The sequence below is a fragment of the Prochlorococcus marinus XMU1406 genome, assembly GCF_017696055.1.
In the GTDB taxonomy this organism is placed as follows: Bacteria; Cyanobacteriota; Cyanobacteriia; order PCC-6307; family Cyanobiaceae; genus Prochlorococcus_A; species Prochlorococcus_A marinus_W.
The window spans coordinates 512,432-527,680 of sequence record NZ_JAAORG010000001.1; the positions used below are offsets into that span (position 1 = coordinate 512,432).

Here is a 15,249-nt window from a genome sequence, read left to right on the forward strand (position 1 = left end):
AAAATATAAAATTTTTCTTTATAAATTTAGTTTATGCTTTGTTAAGTAATTTTAAATTTGTCGTGATCTTGTGATTTGATAATGGCCAATTATTAAATTCCAACTAGATTAATAATCTAGATAATAAAACTTTGCAAGTAACAAATCCTATTTGGGCGGAAGTTCAACAATTACTCCAAAAAACTTTAAGTAAGCCTTCATTTGAGACATGGATAAGGCCTGCTAAATTTAACTGTTTTGAAAATGGCATATTGACCTTAATCGCTCCGAATACATTTTCCAGTGATTGGTTAAGAAAGAATTATTGTGAAACTATTGAAAAAGCTGCAAAAGAAATCTGCGGCCATGATGTAAAAGTTGTTTTTAAATCTGAAACAAATATCAACAGCGATTTAACAAATGAAGAGAAACCTAGCGAACAGAACTCTAATCATAAAACAAGATCTTTTTCTAGTGTTAATCAAAATAATCCTTCAAAAAATCAATTCAAAAATCCTAATGGTTTAAATTTACGTTACGTATTTAAAAGATTTGTTGTAGGTCCAAATAGTAGGTTGGCTCACGCCGCAGCTTTAGCCGTTGCTGAATCTCCTGGGAGAGAATTCAATCCATTATTTATTTGTGGTGGAGTCGGTCTTGGGAAGACTCATTTAATGCAAGCAATCGGCCATTATCGAGTAGAAATAGATCCAGAAGCAAAAGTTAAATATGTATCCACTGAGACTTTTACTAACGATGTTATTAGTGGTATTCGTAGAGACGGAATGACAGCTATTCGAGATAAATATAGAAATGTAGATTTGATTTTAATAGACGATATACAGTTCTTAGAAGGCAAAGAGTATACACAGGAAGAATTCTTCCATACTTTTAACGCTCTTCACGAATCGGGAAGTCAAATAGTTATTGCAAGTGATAGACCCCCAAATCAATTATCGGGAATTCAAGAGAGATTAATTTCTAGGTTTTCAATGGGTATGACTGCAGATATTCAACCACCTGACCTCGAGACGAGGACAGCCATTCTTCAGAAAAAGGCAGAACAAGAGAGGATGAGTCTTCCCAGAGATTTAATTCAATTTATAGCAGGAAGATTCACTTCGAATATTCGAGAGTTGGAAGGAGCATTTACAAGAGCTGTTGCATTTGCATCAATAACAGGCTTGCCAATGACAGTCCAATCAATTGCGCCAATGCTTGATCCGAATAGTGTTGGAGTAGTTGTTACTCCAGCACAAGTTATTAATAAAGTGTCAGATTTCTTTAAAGTTTCTACTGATGAATTGATTAGTTCAAGTAGGAGAAAACCAGTAAGTCAAGCCAGGCAAATAGGCATGTATCTTATGCGACATGGAACAGATCTAAGCCTACCAAGAATTGGAGATGAATTTGGAGGCAAAGACCATACAACGGTTATGTATGCTATTGAACAAGTTGAAAAAAAATTGTCTATAGATCCTAATATTGCAAGTCAAGTTCAAAAAATAAGGGATTTACTTCAAATAGATTCAAGAAAAAATCTATAGCTTTACTGTTAAATAGAAATAAAATTTCTTGGATCTTGATCATATCTATGCTTGAAAGGTATCTTATCTATTTCATTGATATCACTAAGCGATTCAATTTTATTTAATGATTGCCTTAATAACCTTGCTGAAATAATTGGCATATCTCTTGGAACTGAGATTCTATTTTTTAAGTATTTTAGAGAGATTCCTGAAAGTTTCTTAGGGATTAATACTTCACCTGTGATCATATGGGTCAAAGCTGATCTCAATGATTCCTCAAAGGATTCTTTATCGTATGGGTTTACTTTTAGTAAATTGTCTTTATGCTTCATAACTCTTTTAAGAGCAAATTTTGCGAAATATTTTGAATCATAATTTTTATTTAATTCATAATTACCTAGACCCTTCCCAGTATCTATTAGCTTAGAGAAAGTAATCTGTTGTTCATTGCTTTCTTTATAACATCCTCCCATTTGTGGTGGTAAATCATGAGAATGAGTATGAAAATCTCCTTGAGTGCCTCTATAAGCACTTTTCCCTTCAAAAAGGGTAAGCCAGTTATCTATATGACGGTAATTAGATCTTAAATTAAACCCTTTATAATAAATCAATGATGCATTCATTCTCTCCATATAGGGAATAAAAATTATATCTCCAACACCAGGTTCTATATCACCAGTATTAGATACTGATGGATCAACAAACCCTGATTTTGATCTGCTTAAGATTTCATCGAGTTTAGAAATTGATTCTTTAAATCTTTTTTTTCTAAAAGAGTTATCTATAAAATTAAAGCTTTCTCGGCAAAGCCAATTACACCAGGATCTGAAAATTTCTCTTTCTAATTCTCGAATTTTAATAAGGTGACTAGATGTTATAAAAGATCCAAGTGCTCCAAATTCATTTTCTAAAAAAGCTATGATATCGTCGCTTTCAGTTATAACTTGGCCTTTAAATTCAATTGCAGGTAATTTCCCCGATCTGACTTTTTCAAGAAACCAACTTTCTTTTTGACCGTAGCAAAACATATTTATTTTTTTGACTCTGTATGGAATTCTCTTAAATTCAAGCCATAACCATATCTTCTGACAGTAAGGACACCAAGAATGCCTATCCCTATATAGGGTAACTAATACATCATTTTCACTATGCCCAAATAATCTTAAATTTGCGTAAGAATTATTTATACCATTGACTCTATCAAGATCTTCAACTTCAAATTTATTTAAATCATCCCATGTCAAAATCCCATTCATTTTTTGAATTAAAGCTATAAACTAACGTTATAATAATTGATTAAAAAAGTCTTGGAATTTGAATTTGATTTAATTGTTGTTGGCGCTGGATCTGGAGGACTCGCGGCAGCTAAACGTGCGGCTAGTTATGGAGCAAAAGTGGCAATCATAGAAGTAAACCAAATAGGAGGAACTTGTGTGATAAGGGGATGTGTACCTAAAAAATTGATGGTTTATGCGGCTAAAAGTAAAAAAAATATGGATTCTTCTGAAGGATATGGATTAAAAAATGAAGGTATTAATTTTGAATCAAATATTTTATTGAAGAATGTTAGAGAGGAGGTTTCTAGATTAAGTAATTTACATAGAAATTCTTTAGAAAAAATTAATGTAACTGTTTTTGAGGGATTAGGAAGATTTAAGACTCAAAATGAATTAGAAATTATTTGTCCAAAAACTGAGAAAATTAAAAATAGAATAAGTTCAAAGAAAATTCTTATTTCAGTTGGAGGTAAACCAAAGAAATTGAATATTCCTGGGATAGATTTAGCATGGACTAGTGATGATATTTTTGAATTAGAGAAGTTTCCTAAATCATTATTAATAGTTGGAGGAGGATATATTGCTTGTGAATTTGCTTCTATTTTTAAGAATTTAGGTATTGAAGTAACACAATTAATTAGAGGTCAACATTTACTTAATGGTTTTGATGAGGATCTTTCTTTATGCCTAGAGGAATCACCTACTTTTGCTGACATAAACATAATCTCCAATTCTCAATTAAAGTCTATCAAGAGAGTAAATGGAAATCTGGAATCTTCCTTAGACTCAGGTGAGAAACTACTAACTAATAATATCCTTCTTGCTACAGGTAGAGAACCAAATCTTTTACCTTTAAATTTAGATTTTTTAAATTTAAAGATGGATGGCCAATATTTAGATGTTGATGAACTTAATCAGACAAGCAACTCAAATATTTTTGCTGTTGGCGATATTATAAATAAACCAAACTTAACTCCAGTAGCAATAGAACAAGGGAGAGTTTTTTCAGATAATTTTTTTAATGACCAAAAAAGAAAAGTAAATTATGAGAACATCCCTAAGGCCGTTTTTACTATTCCAGAAATTTCATCAGTTGGCTTAAGTGAGAAAAAAGCTATGGAGATTTACTCTGAAAAAAATATAAAAATCTTCAAATGCAAATTTACCCCTATGTCTAATACTTTTAAAGAGAATAAATCAAAATGTATGTTGAAAATTGTAGTTCATAAGTTAACTGACAAAGTTCTAGGATGTCATATGTTTGGAGAAACATCATCTGAGATTATTCAAATGGTATCAATTTCATTAAATGCAGGGATAACAAAAAAAGACTTTGATATTACTATGGCTTTGCATCCGACTATCTCAGAAGAGTTTGTGACTATGTATGGCTAAAATTATGAATTAGAAAATTTTAATTTTTCTTGAGCAAATATAATTACTATAATTAGTGAAAAGTAAATAAATAAACCTATCCTTAATTCAGAAAGATAATTAAATCCATTCAAGAAAAGTATCTTATCGAGAATGTAAAAAATATAAAAATTAATCAAAATAAATCCTTCAATTCTGGTGATTTTCCCTTTGCTCCAGAAAATCGGCAAGCATGCAAAGGTAGTTAAAACCATAAAAGGTAAGTCAACTTTTATTAGACTTTGTTCAATTACTAAACCTTTAAATCCTGAAAAAATACTACAACTTCCAAGGATTAGTAGTTGATTGAGCAAATTACTTCCTATTACATTCCCAATCGCAAGATCTGTTTTGCCTTTAAATGCTGCAATTATTGAAGTAACTAATTCTGGTAAAGATGTTCCGGTGGCGACGATAGTTAAACCAATAACAATTTCATTTACACCCAAAAGAGTAGCGAGAGTTTGCGAACCATTTACTAAAATGTTTGATCCAAGGCTTAAAAGAATTATTCCCAATATTATCTTTAGTAAAATATTAAACTTCCCTTTATAGTTACCTTTAAATTCTTCTATCTCTGGTTCAGCATCTTTTGTCTCCTCTACTTGCTCATTGATGGTATTAATTTCCCAGATTGTATTTAAAATTAAACAAAATATTAGAAAGACCCCTGCTTGCAATGTTAATAAGCCTGTTGATGACATAGCCCAAACAGCACAAGAGATAGCCATCAATAGAGGCACATCTCTTCTAACTATTCTGCTTTTTACCTTAAGAGGTGTTATCAATGAGCTTATACCTAAAACAACGAGAATATTGAAAATATTGCTCCCAATTACATTGCTTGCCGCAAGCGAATCACTGCCTTTTAAAATTGAACTTAAACTTACCAACAACTCAGGAGAGCTTGTTCCAAGAGAAACTACTGTTAATCCAATTACTATTTGAGGTATTCCTAAAATTAAAGATAAAAATATGGCCCCTTGAATAAAAAACTCTCCTCCAGCAAAAAGTAGAACTACTCCTAAAATAATTTCTATTATTGGAAATAAAAAATCACTCATATTTAGGCTTTTATTTGGATAATAAAAATTTTCATAATTGGTTTATTACTATCCTCGAATATCTATAATTTATTGTCAATTTTAATTTGCTGTTAAAATTGATTAAATAGAAAAAATTTTGAAGACTTTAACCATAATAAAACCTGATGATTGGCATTTACATTTAAGAGAAGGTCTTGTATTAAAAAATATTATTCATTTTACTTCAGAAATTTTTGGAAGAGCGATCGTTATGCCAAATACTAAAACCCCCATTACATCATGTGAAAGCGCTATTTCTTACAAAAAATCTATTGTTGAAGCTTTACCAGAAAGTTCTAAATTTGAACCATTAATGACAATGTATCTTACAGATGAGACTGATAAAGGCGAACTAATAAATGGTTTTAAAAATAATGTCTTTTTCGCAGCAAAATTATATCCTGCTAATGCTACAACAAATTCCAGCCATGGAGTTAGGAAAATAGAAAATCTATATAAGATCTTTGAATCAATGCAAGATTCTGGAATGCCTCTTTTAATTCATGGGGAAGTTACTGATTCTGAAGTAGATGTATTTGATAGAGAAGAAGTTTTTATAGATAAAGAACTCTCTCAAATAACTAAAAGATTCCCAAAATTAAAAATCGTTCTAGAACATATAACCACCTCTTATGCAGTGGATTTTGTTCAAGAAAATAATATTGGAGCTACTATCACTCCGCATCATTTGCATATAAATAGAAATGCAATGTTTTTTGGAGGCTTAAATAGTGATTTTTACTGCTTACCAGTTGCTAAGAGGGAAAATAATAGACTCGCTTTAAGGAGAGCTGCAACAAGTGGAAAAGAATGTTTTTTCTTGGGAACTGACTCTGCTCCACATCTTAGAAAGTGGAAGGCTTTTTGCGGATGTGCAGGTATTTTCAATTCGCCAGTAGCAATAGAAAGCTATTTAACAGTATTCGAAGAGGAAGATGCTCTGGATAATTTTGAAAAGTTTGCAAGTTTGAATGGCCCTAATTTTTATAATCTCCCCCCAAATAAAGAAAAATTAAAATTAGTTTCTAAACCTAATAAAATTAAGGAAATTATTGATGTTGTTGAGGAAAAAAATATTGTCGGACAAATAAAACCATTTCATGCAGGTGAAACTTTACAATGGCAAGTAGAAGGGATATTAAATTAAAAAAATTCAATTTAATCTGACAATTAAAAGTGTAAATATTCCAATTTTTCTTGGTTAAATGTGTTTCTTTCGGCTACGATTGAATAGCGCAAATTACTTCGGGAGTGTGGCGGAATTGGTAGACGCGCCGGACTTAAAATCCGTCGAGCGATTTAGCTCGTGGGGGTTCAAGTCCCCCCACTCCCATTATTTATTTTTAGTTCTGACGATAACTTCCAATAGTTGTTATGTTTTAACTAAGCAACCATAAATCACAATGGAAAGTTTTTTCAATAATTCATTCGCCACTTTAATTGCTTATATTGGAATTTTTTCTATCTATTTATTGGTTATTCCATTATTACTATTTTACTGGATGAATAATAGATGGAATTTTATGGGCAAATTTGAAAGATTAGGAATTTATGGCCTTGTATTTCTTTTCTTCCCAGGTTTAATTTTATTTTCTCCATTTTTAAATCTCAGACTAAAAGGAAGTGGTAAAGGGTAAATAATTGACTAAAGGTAAAGTTATACAAATAGGTTTATTTATTTCATTAATAGGATTAATTAGTTATAAATTTGCAACGCAAATTGATATCGATAATTTTACATCAACTACTCTCTCAAGTTGTATCTTGATTCTGATTGTTATTACTTGGGTAGCATCTTATGTTTATAGAGTTGTAAATGGAAAAATGACTTTTATGGAACAAAGGAAGCGTTATAGAAAAGAGTATGAAAAAGTTGTAAATGATAAACTAGAAACCAAATTCAATGCATTGTCAAAGGAAGAGCAGCAAAAACTAATGGAAGATTTAGAAAAAAATCCATAAATTTTTCATAGAAAAAAATCCAAAAATCATGAAAGATAACAAAATGCAAATTATTAAAAATGAATCTTTATCTAAGGTAGATGAGAAGTTTTGTGAGTTAAAAAAAAATAAAAAATTAGCTTTGATGCCTTTCATAATGGCTGGGGATCCTAATATTGAAATAACATCTGAGATCTTATTAAAGTTACAAGAAAATGGAGCTGACCTTATTGAATTAGGCATCCCATATAGTGATCCACTTGCAGACGGACCTGTTATTCAGGTGGCTGCCTCTCGCGCCTTGAAAGCAGGTACTAACTTAAGGAGAGTAATTACACTTTTAGAGTCTTTAAAAGGTAAATTAAAAATACCTATCATACTTTTTTCATACCTAAATCCTTTACTATGTTTTGGCTTTGAACAGTTTTGTGAGATGGCATCTAATGCTGGAGTTTCTGGACTAATAATTCCTGATCTACCTTTAGAGGAGGCTAATGAATTTTCTAAAAAAGTTAGTGACCATTCTATGGATTTGATTTTATTGGTGGCTCCAACTACTCCCTTTGAAAGAATGAAGAAAATATCCAATAATACAAAGGGCTTTACTTATTTAGTAAGTGTTACAGGTGTCACTGGTGAGAGAAACAAAATGGAAAGTAGATTAGAAAATCTTATTGCTAAATTAAAAAGAATAAACTCTAATCCAATTGCTGTTGGTTTTGGGATATCCACCCCTGAACATGTTAATAGAGTTCGTGAGTGGGGAGCAGATGGAGTAATTATTGGTAGTGCATTTGTAAAACGAATTTCTAGTTCAAGTAAAAAAGATGTTGTTGATCATGTGGGTGAATTTTGTAAAGATATGCGTTTAGCTGCTGATCAAAAAAAATAAATATAAAGAGAATATATTGATAAAAAAAACTAATTAGGAATTTAAAAAATTGAGTATAAGACTTATTTTTATTCTCACTAAGATTCCTCTGTAGGTAATAATCTTATTTGTTTTTTCCCAAGTTTAATTTCAAATTCATCGCCAGCTTTTAAATCTAAAAGTGCTGTATATGCTTTCCCAATCAAAAGATTTCCGTTTCCTTGAACTGTTGCGATATAACTTAGTTTTCTTCCGCCTTTGCCAATACCTACAGCTCCAGAGTCACCAAGATTAACTCCTTTTGCTTCTAGAAGTGCTTCATAAAATGCGGTAAAATTTAGGCGTTCACCCCCATTTTTCTTAGTAGAAACATATCCACAAGCTCGAACAAGGTCAGACTTGCTAACATCACCAAGCTCTTTAACTTTTGAAAGAAGATCACTACCAGTGAGCATAATTAATTAAAAGAAAGTTCTTCTTAATTAAGATAGCAATTTGTGTGTAATATATGCAATTATTGAGAATGTATTTACTCTATTATTTATCTTTAAGAATGGAAAAGTTTGTAGTTTTTGGAAAGTATTGTGAAGATGCAATCATAAAAAGGACTCCATTTCGTGAACAACATCTTAGTAGACTTAAAAAATTAAAAGATCGCGATATTTTAGTTACTTTAGGACCAACAAAATGTACTAAATATTTGTTTGGAATTTTTCAAGCTAATGATAAAAATGAATTAATTGATTTGATTGAGGAAGATATATATTGGGAAAAAGGTATATGGACTAATTATGATATTTACCCCTGGATTCAGGCTTTTTAAATATAATTAATAATATTTTTAGTATTTTATATTATTTATAAAAGTAAATTTATTTAAAAGAAAGTTTATAAAAATATTTTTTATTTGTAAGTTAATTTTTGATTATGTATAGATATTAAAACGATATTTATTAGTTAAAAGGTTAGTTTATAGGAGTGATATATTTCTTTGGAATCTCTTTGTTAACTTAGAAGATTATTTTTTATAAAAAGAGAATGTTTTAGTAAATTTTTATTTATTAGTGTCCTGATTTATCTGATTTACTAAAGAGTCTATATCTAATTGATTATATGGTGGTGCTTGCTTTGTCTCTGGATAATCATTTTTGATATTGTTTAACCAATTTTGTTCAATCTTTATAAGATTTTTTGCAATGTTGAACATACCACCTTTTTTATGTAATTCTTTGATTTTGAGAATAATCTCAGAGGTTCTGCTAGATTTAATATCTAATTCATTTGCTAAATCTTTTTGGTTTAATCCATGAGATTTCAACCAATCTTTAATGAAGGAGATGAGTTTTTTTTCTTCTTGTTGAGATAATTTACTCATTTAATAAAAAGGGAATAACTTATTAAGCTTTTTCTCTGCTCTTGCTCTTATTGAAGGAGTCATATATTTGCTCCATATACTAAGTACTGCCGTGAGGGCGACAAAATCATCACTAAAGCCAACTAATGGCATAAAGTCAGGGAAAAGGTCAAATGGCATTATTAAATAAGCAAGAGCAGCCATCAAGGAAACTCTTACTTGTGCTGGAGTAAAAGGATCTATAGCCATTTCCAAAACCTCTAAGGCGGGCTTGGCAATTGTTCTTCCTGCTTTAATAAGAATCTTGATTATGATATTCTCATCAAATGTAGAGCTTTCTAAAACTTCAGCATCATAAATTTTTTCTTTGTTTTTGTAATTCTCTATCATCCTTATTTATATAATTTAGATTTCTTAAGGTATTTTTAGCTAATGCTATCAACTAGTCCATTCTGTATTCCTGCTTTTCTAAGTTTTCTTAAGGCACGTTGAACGACTTGTCGGCAATATTCCCTACTACAACTCATATGTCTTGCCACTTCAGCTAAAGTTCTCCATTCATTAGAACCGTCTAAACCAAATCTCAGGCTTACTATCTTTCTTTCTTTTTCTGTTAAGTTTGCTTTATCTAATAACTTCCAGGCTGAGGCTGTCCTTTCGGCTAATTCGGCTAATTCCATTGGGGGAGTCTGATCACTTGGAAGAATATCAACTAGCTCAGAGGGATCCGACTTTGATTTAACAGTACCCTGGAGACTTACAGTAATGCTTCTTAATTCACAAGAAAGGAGTTCATCAATTTCCTCCTTAGTTATTTTCATTTCTTCAGCTAGCTCAACAGAGGTGGGTGGAATGCCCTTAAGTTGCATAAGCTTTGATTTTGCTGATCTTAATTTTGTAAGTTTTTCATTAATATTTACAGGTATTCTTATGGTTCTACTTTGAGTTGATAATGCTCTATTTAATCCCTGCCTGATCCACCAATAAGCGTAGGTAGAGAATCTGTGCCCCCTAGAGGGATCATATTTTTCTACAGCCCTTGTAAGGCCTAATGTCCCCTCCTGAATTAAGTCCAGCAATTCTAGTCCTTTACCTTGGTATCTCTTTGCAAGGTTAACAACTAGTCTTAGGTTGGCGGTTATCATTTCATTTTTGGCCTTTTCACCAATTCTGATCTTTTTCCTTTCATCATCGGAATATTCACAAGCGGAACCTTTCCCACCTGCTTCTTGACATCTATTTATAAGAACAACCATTTCTTGGACTTTTCTGCCCATAGTGAGTTCTCTCTCGGGAGTCAAAAGTTGATGACGTCCTATTTCACCAAGAAAATCGCTTAATGAACTCACGATTTACCTCTTTGTTGATATATTCAACTTATAGTTAATTTATTAATAAGCCATACATGTAATAATTAATTAATAATTAATTAATAATTATTAATTAATTAATTAACATTTTTTTCTCATATTTTTAGATTAAAAAAATTAAAAACTCTAAATTTTAATTATTTTTTTTTCTTCTTGATTCTAGAACAGCAAGTACATCTCTCCACTCAACTCCTTTGTGCATAAGGGCTACCTGCAGATGATAAATTAAATCAGCAGCTTCATTTGAGATTGAATTTTTATCATTATCTTTACAAGCCATTATAAATTCTGCAGATTCCTCTCCTATTTTTTTCAAAATAGTGTTACTGCCTTTTGTTAATAAATGATTTGTGTAACTTTTCTCTGAAGGATTTATTGATCTTTCGTTAATTGTATTAAATAATTCAGAACAAATATTTGAGAAGGGAGTTGTTTTTTTCTCTTTTTTATCATTTTGATTGATTTGGATTGCGTTAAAAAAACAACTTTTCTCCCCAGTGTGACATGCACCTGAACCATTTTGTTTAATCAAAAGGATTAGGGCATCATTATCGCAGTCGAATCTTATCTCCTTAAGTATTTGGGTACTTCCACTCGTAGCTCCTTTTCTCCAGATTTCGGATCTAGATCTACTCCAGTAATGTACGTTTTTTGTTTCAAGAGTCATTGACAATGATTCTTTATTCATCCAAGCAAGCATAAGAATCGACCCGTCTAGCCAATCTTGTGCTATTGCAGGGATTAAACCATAATTATCAAAGCGTAGATCTTCTATCGAAAAATTAGTTGAATAAGTCATTATGTTTGCTATGTTAAATCCTATTCATTATGTCTTATCAAAAATCATCCTAACAGTTAATTGATGTATCTTCATTCTCTAAAATTTTCATGCAGTAAGAGTTACGTGGATTTTCCCTGTTCACATAGACAATGGCGCCATAAAGGCCACTGCAGATTTGTGCATGGATATTCAAGATCATTCACCTTTTGGTTTACTGCAAAAAAATTAGACTTAAATGGTTTTGTTGTGGATTTTTCAAGTCTTAAGCCCCTTGAAAAAAAACTAAAGCAGCAATTTGATCATACTTTTTTGATAAATAAAGATGATCCTTTATTGAATTACTGGAAAAAATTAAATGACTTAGATGCTTTGGATCTAAGAATTATGAAAAATGTAGGAATGGAATTCACTTCTGAATTAATTTGGACATGGGCTAATGAATACTTACAGGATAAGGATAAGGGCAGAACATGTTGTTGGAAAACAGAATCAAAAGAAAATAAATCTAATAAAGCAAGTTATGAGAAAATTCCTGAATGGTTCGAAACTTAGATGAAAGTTGTTAAATTTCGAGTCATATAAAATTCTTTAATTGGGATCTTCAGTCAACAATTATCTCTCCATTAACCAGATAAATATTAACATCGTCTTTATTAAGGTAATTATTATTTAATATGTTGTTTGAAATTTTTGTCTCAATTTGTTTTTGAATAATTCTTTTTAAAGGCCTTGCACCATAAGCATTATCGAAACTATTTTGGACCAGTTGGTTAATTGCCTCATTTGTAATTCTTAAATTTAAGTTTTTTTTGTTAAGTCTGTTTTCTAAATTTTGAAGCTGGATTTTTGCAATTTCTTTTATATCGTTTAGTTCTAAATTATTAAAAATAACTATTTCATCAAGTCGATTTAAAAACTCAGGTTTGAAAAATTTTTTTAGTTCACTATCTACAATTTTTTGAATTTCATTTGTATCTTCTTTTCTAACTGATAAATCACTTATTGATTGACTTCCCAAATTACTTGTGAGAACAATGATGGCATTTTTGAAATTGATTGTACGACCTTGACCATCAGTAATAATTCCATCATCAAGAACCTGTAAGAGAATATCTAAGATATCTTTGTGAGCTTTCTCTATTTCATCTAGAAGAATCAATGAATAAGGATTTTTGCGCACAGCTTCAGTTAATTGACCGCCTGATTCGAAACCTAAATATCCAGGAGGCGCACCTATGATTTTGCTTACTGAATGCTTTTCCATATATTCAGACATATCCAGTCTTGTAATTGAAGAATTTGAATCGAATATAATTTTGGCAGTTACTTTGCTCAGCTCTGTTTTCCCAACACCAGTTGGACCTAAGAAGAGAAAACTGGCTAATGGCTTACTTGGATCATTTAGACCAGTCCTTGATCTCTTAATGGAATCTGCAACAGCGCTAATTGCACTATCTTGACCAATAATTTTTTCTTTAAGGTTTGACTCTAGGCTCAAAAGTTTATCTTTTTCTGACTGGTTTAAGTTCTGTACTGGAATAGAGGTCCACTTTGAGACAACTTCTGCAATATCATCAAAAGTAACCTCTTGCCTTAAAAGACTCGTCTCTCCGTTTTTGTAAGAATTAACTAGACACTCACTTTTTTCTTTCAATTTTTTTTGTAAAGAATTTAAAGTTCCAAATTCTAATTCTGCTGCTTTGTTGAGGTCAAAACTCCTTTTGGCTTGATCTATTTGTAATTGAACAGATTCAATTTCTTCTTTTATAGTACTAACCTCATCAATTTCATCTTTTTCTTTTTTCCATTTAGCGCCTAATTCTGCCTGTTTATCTTTAAGGGATATAAGTTCATTATTGATTTTTTTTAATCTTTCTAGAGAAAAATCATCTGTTTCTCTTTTTAAAGATAATTTTTCCATCTCAAACTGCAGAACTTTTCGATCAATTTCATCAATTTCTTCTGGTTTGGAAGTTATGATCATATTTAATCTTGAGGCTGCTTCATCGATGAGATCTATTGCTTTGTCAGGAAGAAATCTATCGTTAATATATCTCTCGCTAAGGGTTGCAGCTGCAACTAAAGCATTATCAGAAATTCTCACGCTATGATGAACTTCGTATCTTTCTCTCAATCCTCTTAATATTGATACAGTATCATCTATTGAAGGAGCATCAATTTTTATTTTCTGAAATCTTCTTTCTAGAGCAGGATCTTTTTCTATATTTTGTTTATGTTCATTAATAGTTGTAGCACCAATACATCTAAGTTCTCCTCTTGCAAGCATTGGTTTTAATAGGTTGCTTGCATCTAAAGAACCTCCGCTAGCACCAGCCCCTACAACTGTATGAATTTCATCAATAAAAAGAATTATCTTACCGTCTGATTCCTTGACTTTCTTTAAGACATTTTTTATTCTTTCTTCAAATTCTCCACGATATTTTGCCCCAGCTATAAGTGAACCCATATCTAATGAAATTAGTTGCCTATCTTGTAGCGCAGAAGGTACATCGCCATTAATAATTCTTTGAGCCAACCCTTCAACAATGGCCGTTTTACCAACCCCAGGTTCTCCAATAAGAACTGGATTATTTTTTGTTCTTCTACTCAATATTTGAATTGTTCTTCTTATTTCTTCATCCCTACCAATAACTGGGTCTAAAATTCTATCTCGTGCAGATTGAGTTAGATCTATACCATATTTTCCCAAAGACTCATTAGAAGTATCAAATGCGTTTTTTAATGCTGGATCTGACTTCATTTTTTTTATAGTTTCAAGAAATTCTGGAATACCTTTTTGATTTAAAATTTGAAATCCATATTTATCATCATAAGTGAAACCGTAAACTATGTGTTCTGTTGATATCACTACATCATTTAAAGTATTTTTAATATCATTAGCTTTCAAAAATATTTTGTGAAGAGTATCTCCAATATATAAATTATCTTGTTTATTTTTCATTTTTGCCTTCAAATTTAAAGAAGACATTATTTCTTTCTCAATCTCTTTAATATTTACATTATTTTTTTTTAAGATTTTTTTTGTAAGGTTGTCTTGTTTTATAAGTGCTAAAAATAAGTTGTCAGAGTCTACGTTTTGTTGATAATTTTTATGAGCAATTTCTTTGGCCAAAATAAAATAGCTCCAAGCTGATTTTGAAAATTCGCTTGGAACTATTTTCATCAATCAAGATCTAGGTATGACTGAAATAAGGTTTAAGAAAAAGAGCCTTAAATATGAAGAATTATTCAACAACAACTTTACCTACCATTCCAGCGCCTCTGTGAGGCTCGCAATAGTAATCATAAGTTCCTGCAGCATCAAATGTTTCTTCCCAAGACTCTCCTGGTGCAAAAGCAAGGTCTGCATGACTTAATTCCTCATGGCCATCAAAAACAGCATTGTGAGGAGCTAATTTATTGTTAACAAATTTAACTGTATCACCAGTACTTATGGTTACTGTACTTGGTTCAAATGCAAGCATTCCAGCATCCGTTCCAAGTTTTACTTCAACAGTCTTCGCTGAAACTGTTGAAATTCCTAGACTTAGAGTTAAAACTATTGCGAATAACCCTGCAAAGATTGAACGTAACATAATTGAAATTTACTTATTTATATATATTACAAGGTTTTGGGAGACTATCCGTG

General features: G+C 31.2%; 17 protein-coding genes and 1 tRNA gene. 9 read left to right on the plus strand and 9 right to left on the minus strand.

Going from position 1 to position 15,249, the window contains the following annotated elements; translation table 11 throughout:
* The first annotated feature begins 131 nt into the window (after positions 1-131).
* Positions 132-1,526: a chromosomal replication initiator protein DnaA gene (gene dnaA / locus HA149_RS02950; protein ID WP_209112863.1), complete on the plus strand. Its 1,395-nt coding sequence runs from the start codon at positions 132-134 to the stop codon at positions 1,524-1,526.
* An 8-nt stretch (positions 1,527-1,534) separates the two neighbouring features.
* Here the strand turns inward: dnaA and HA149_RS02955 are convergent, their stop codons facing one another.
* Positions 1,535-2,764, minus strand: coding sequence for a glutathione S-transferase (locus tag HA149_RS02955; RefSeq protein ID WP_209112865.1), 1,230 nt, complete (start codon positions 2,762-2,764; stop codon positions 1,535-1,537).
* Between the two features lie 51 nt (positions 2,765-2,815).
* Between HA149_RS02955 and gorA the strand changes: the two genes are divergently transcribed.
* Positions 2,816-4,180: a glutathione-disulfide reductase gene (gorA, locus tag HA149_RS02960; protein ID WP_209112867.1), complete on the plus strand. Its 1,365-nt coding sequence runs from the start codon at positions 2,816-2,818 to the stop codon at positions 4,178-4,180.
* Between the two features lie 2 nt (positions 4,181-4,182).
* Here gorA and HA149_RS02965 read toward each other — a convergent pair whose 3' ends face one another.
* Positions 4,183-5,262, minus strand: coding sequence for a calcium/sodium antiporter (locus HA149_RS02965; protein WP_209112869.1), 1,080 nt, complete (start codon positions 5,260-5,262; stop codon positions 4,183-4,185).
* 118 nt (positions 5,263-5,380) lie between these two features.
* Between HA149_RS02965 and pyrC the strand changes: the two genes are divergently transcribed.
* From pyrC to trpA, 5 genes are all read left to right on the plus strand, one after another.
* Entirely contained in the window at positions 5,381-6,430 is a 1,050-nt protein-coding gene (gene pyrC, locus HA149_RS02970; protein ID WP_209112871.1) for a dihydroorotase, read from the plus strand.
* Positions 6,431-6,530: 100 nt separating this feature from the next.
* Positions 6,531-6,616: transfer RNA gene (locus tag HA149_RS02975), tRNA-Leu, on the plus strand.
* Positions 6,617-6,686: 70 nt separating this feature from the next.
* Complete coding sequence (ndhL, locus tag HA149_RS02980) at positions 6,687-6,920, plus strand: NAD(P)H-quinone oxidoreductase subunit L (protein ID WP_209112872.1); 234 nt, start codon at positions 6,687-6,689, stop codon at positions 6,918-6,920.
* 4 nt (positions 6,921-6,924) lie between these two features.
* Positions 6,925-7,245, plus strand: a complete 321-nt coding sequence (locus HA149_RS02985) for a DUF3007 family protein (protein WP_209112874.1) — start codon at positions 6,925-6,927, stop codon at positions 7,243-7,245.
* Positions 7,246-7,273: 28 nt separating this feature from the next.
* Positions 7,274-8,116 carry a tryptophan synthase subunit alpha gene (trpA, locus tag HA149_RS02990; RefSeq protein ID WP_209112876.1) on the plus strand — a complete coding sequence of 281 codons (843 nt, stop codon included), beginning with the start codon at positions 7,274-7,276 and terminating at the stop codon, positions 8,114-8,116.
* Between the two features lie 77 nt (positions 8,117-8,193).
* On the opposite strand, the gene HA149_RS02995 is transcribed toward trpA, so the two are convergent.
* The gene (locus tag HA149_RS02995) at positions 8,194-8,550 is read right to left on the minus strand and encodes an AbrB family transcriptional regulator (RefSeq protein WP_209112878.1); all 357 of its coding nucleotides are present in this window, start codon (positions 8,548-8,550) and stop codon (positions 8,194-8,196) included.
* Positions 8,551-8,648: 98 nt separating this feature from the next.
* Between HA149_RS02995 and HA149_RS03000 the strand changes: the two genes are divergently transcribed.
* Positions 8,649-8,918: a YciI family protein gene (locus HA149_RS03000; protein ID WP_209112880.1), complete on the plus strand. Its 270-nt coding sequence runs from the start codon at positions 8,649-8,651 to the stop codon at positions 8,916-8,918.
* Positions 8,919-9,149: 231 nt separating this feature from the next.
* Here HA149_RS03000 and HA149_RS03005 read toward each other — a convergent pair whose 3' ends face one another.
* From HA149_RS03005 to hisIE, 4 genes are all read right to left on the minus strand, one after another.
* A complete protein-coding gene (locus HA149_RS03005; RefSeq protein WP_209112882.1) occupies positions 9,150-9,470 on the minus strand; it encodes a hypothetical protein in 321 nt (106 codons plus the stop codon).
* Positions 9,471-9,839, minus strand: coding sequence for a YkvA family protein (locus HA149_RS03010; protein ID WP_209112884.1), 369 nt, complete (start codon positions 9,837-9,839; stop codon positions 9,471-9,473).
* Positions 9,840-9,874: 35 nt separating this feature from the next.
* Complete coding sequence (locus tag HA149_RS03015; protein WP_209112886.1) at positions 9,875-10,798, minus strand: sigma-70 family RNA polymerase sigma factor; 924 nt, start codon at positions 10,796-10,798, stop codon at positions 9,875-9,877.
* Between the two features lie 154 nt (positions 10,799-10,952).
* Positions 10,953-11,618 (minus strand): bifunctional phosphoribosyl-AMP cyclohydrolase/phosphoribosyl-ATP diphosphatase HisIE, encoded by a 666-nt coding sequence (gene hisIE, locus HA149_RS03020; protein ID WP_209112888.1) that lies wholly within the window; start codon positions 11,616-11,618, stop codon positions 10,953-10,955.
* Positions 11,619-11,681: 63 nt separating this feature from the next.
* On the opposite strand from hisIE, the gene HA149_RS03025 reads away from it, so the two are divergent.
* On the plus strand, positions 11,682-12,152 hold the full coding sequence (locus tag HA149_RS03025) for a 6-carboxytetrahydropterin synthase (RefSeq protein WP_209112890.1): 471 nt from the start codon (positions 11,682-11,684) through the stop codon (positions 12,150-12,152).
* 49 nt (positions 12,153-12,201) lie between these two features.
* Here HA149_RS03025 and HA149_RS03030 read toward each other — a convergent pair whose 3' ends face one another.
* On the minus strand, positions 12,202-14,784 hold the full coding sequence (locus HA149_RS03030) for an ATP-dependent Clp protease ATP-binding subunit (protein ID WP_209112892.1): 2,583 nt from the start codon (positions 14,782-14,784) through the stop codon (positions 12,202-12,204).
* A 61-nt stretch (positions 14,785-14,845) separates the two neighbouring features.
* A complete protein-coding gene (gene petE, locus HA149_RS03035; protein WP_209112894.1) occupies positions 14,846-15,196 on the minus strand; it encodes a plastocyanin in 351 nt (116 codons plus the stop codon).
* Positions 15,197-15,249 lie beyond the last annotated feature (53 nt).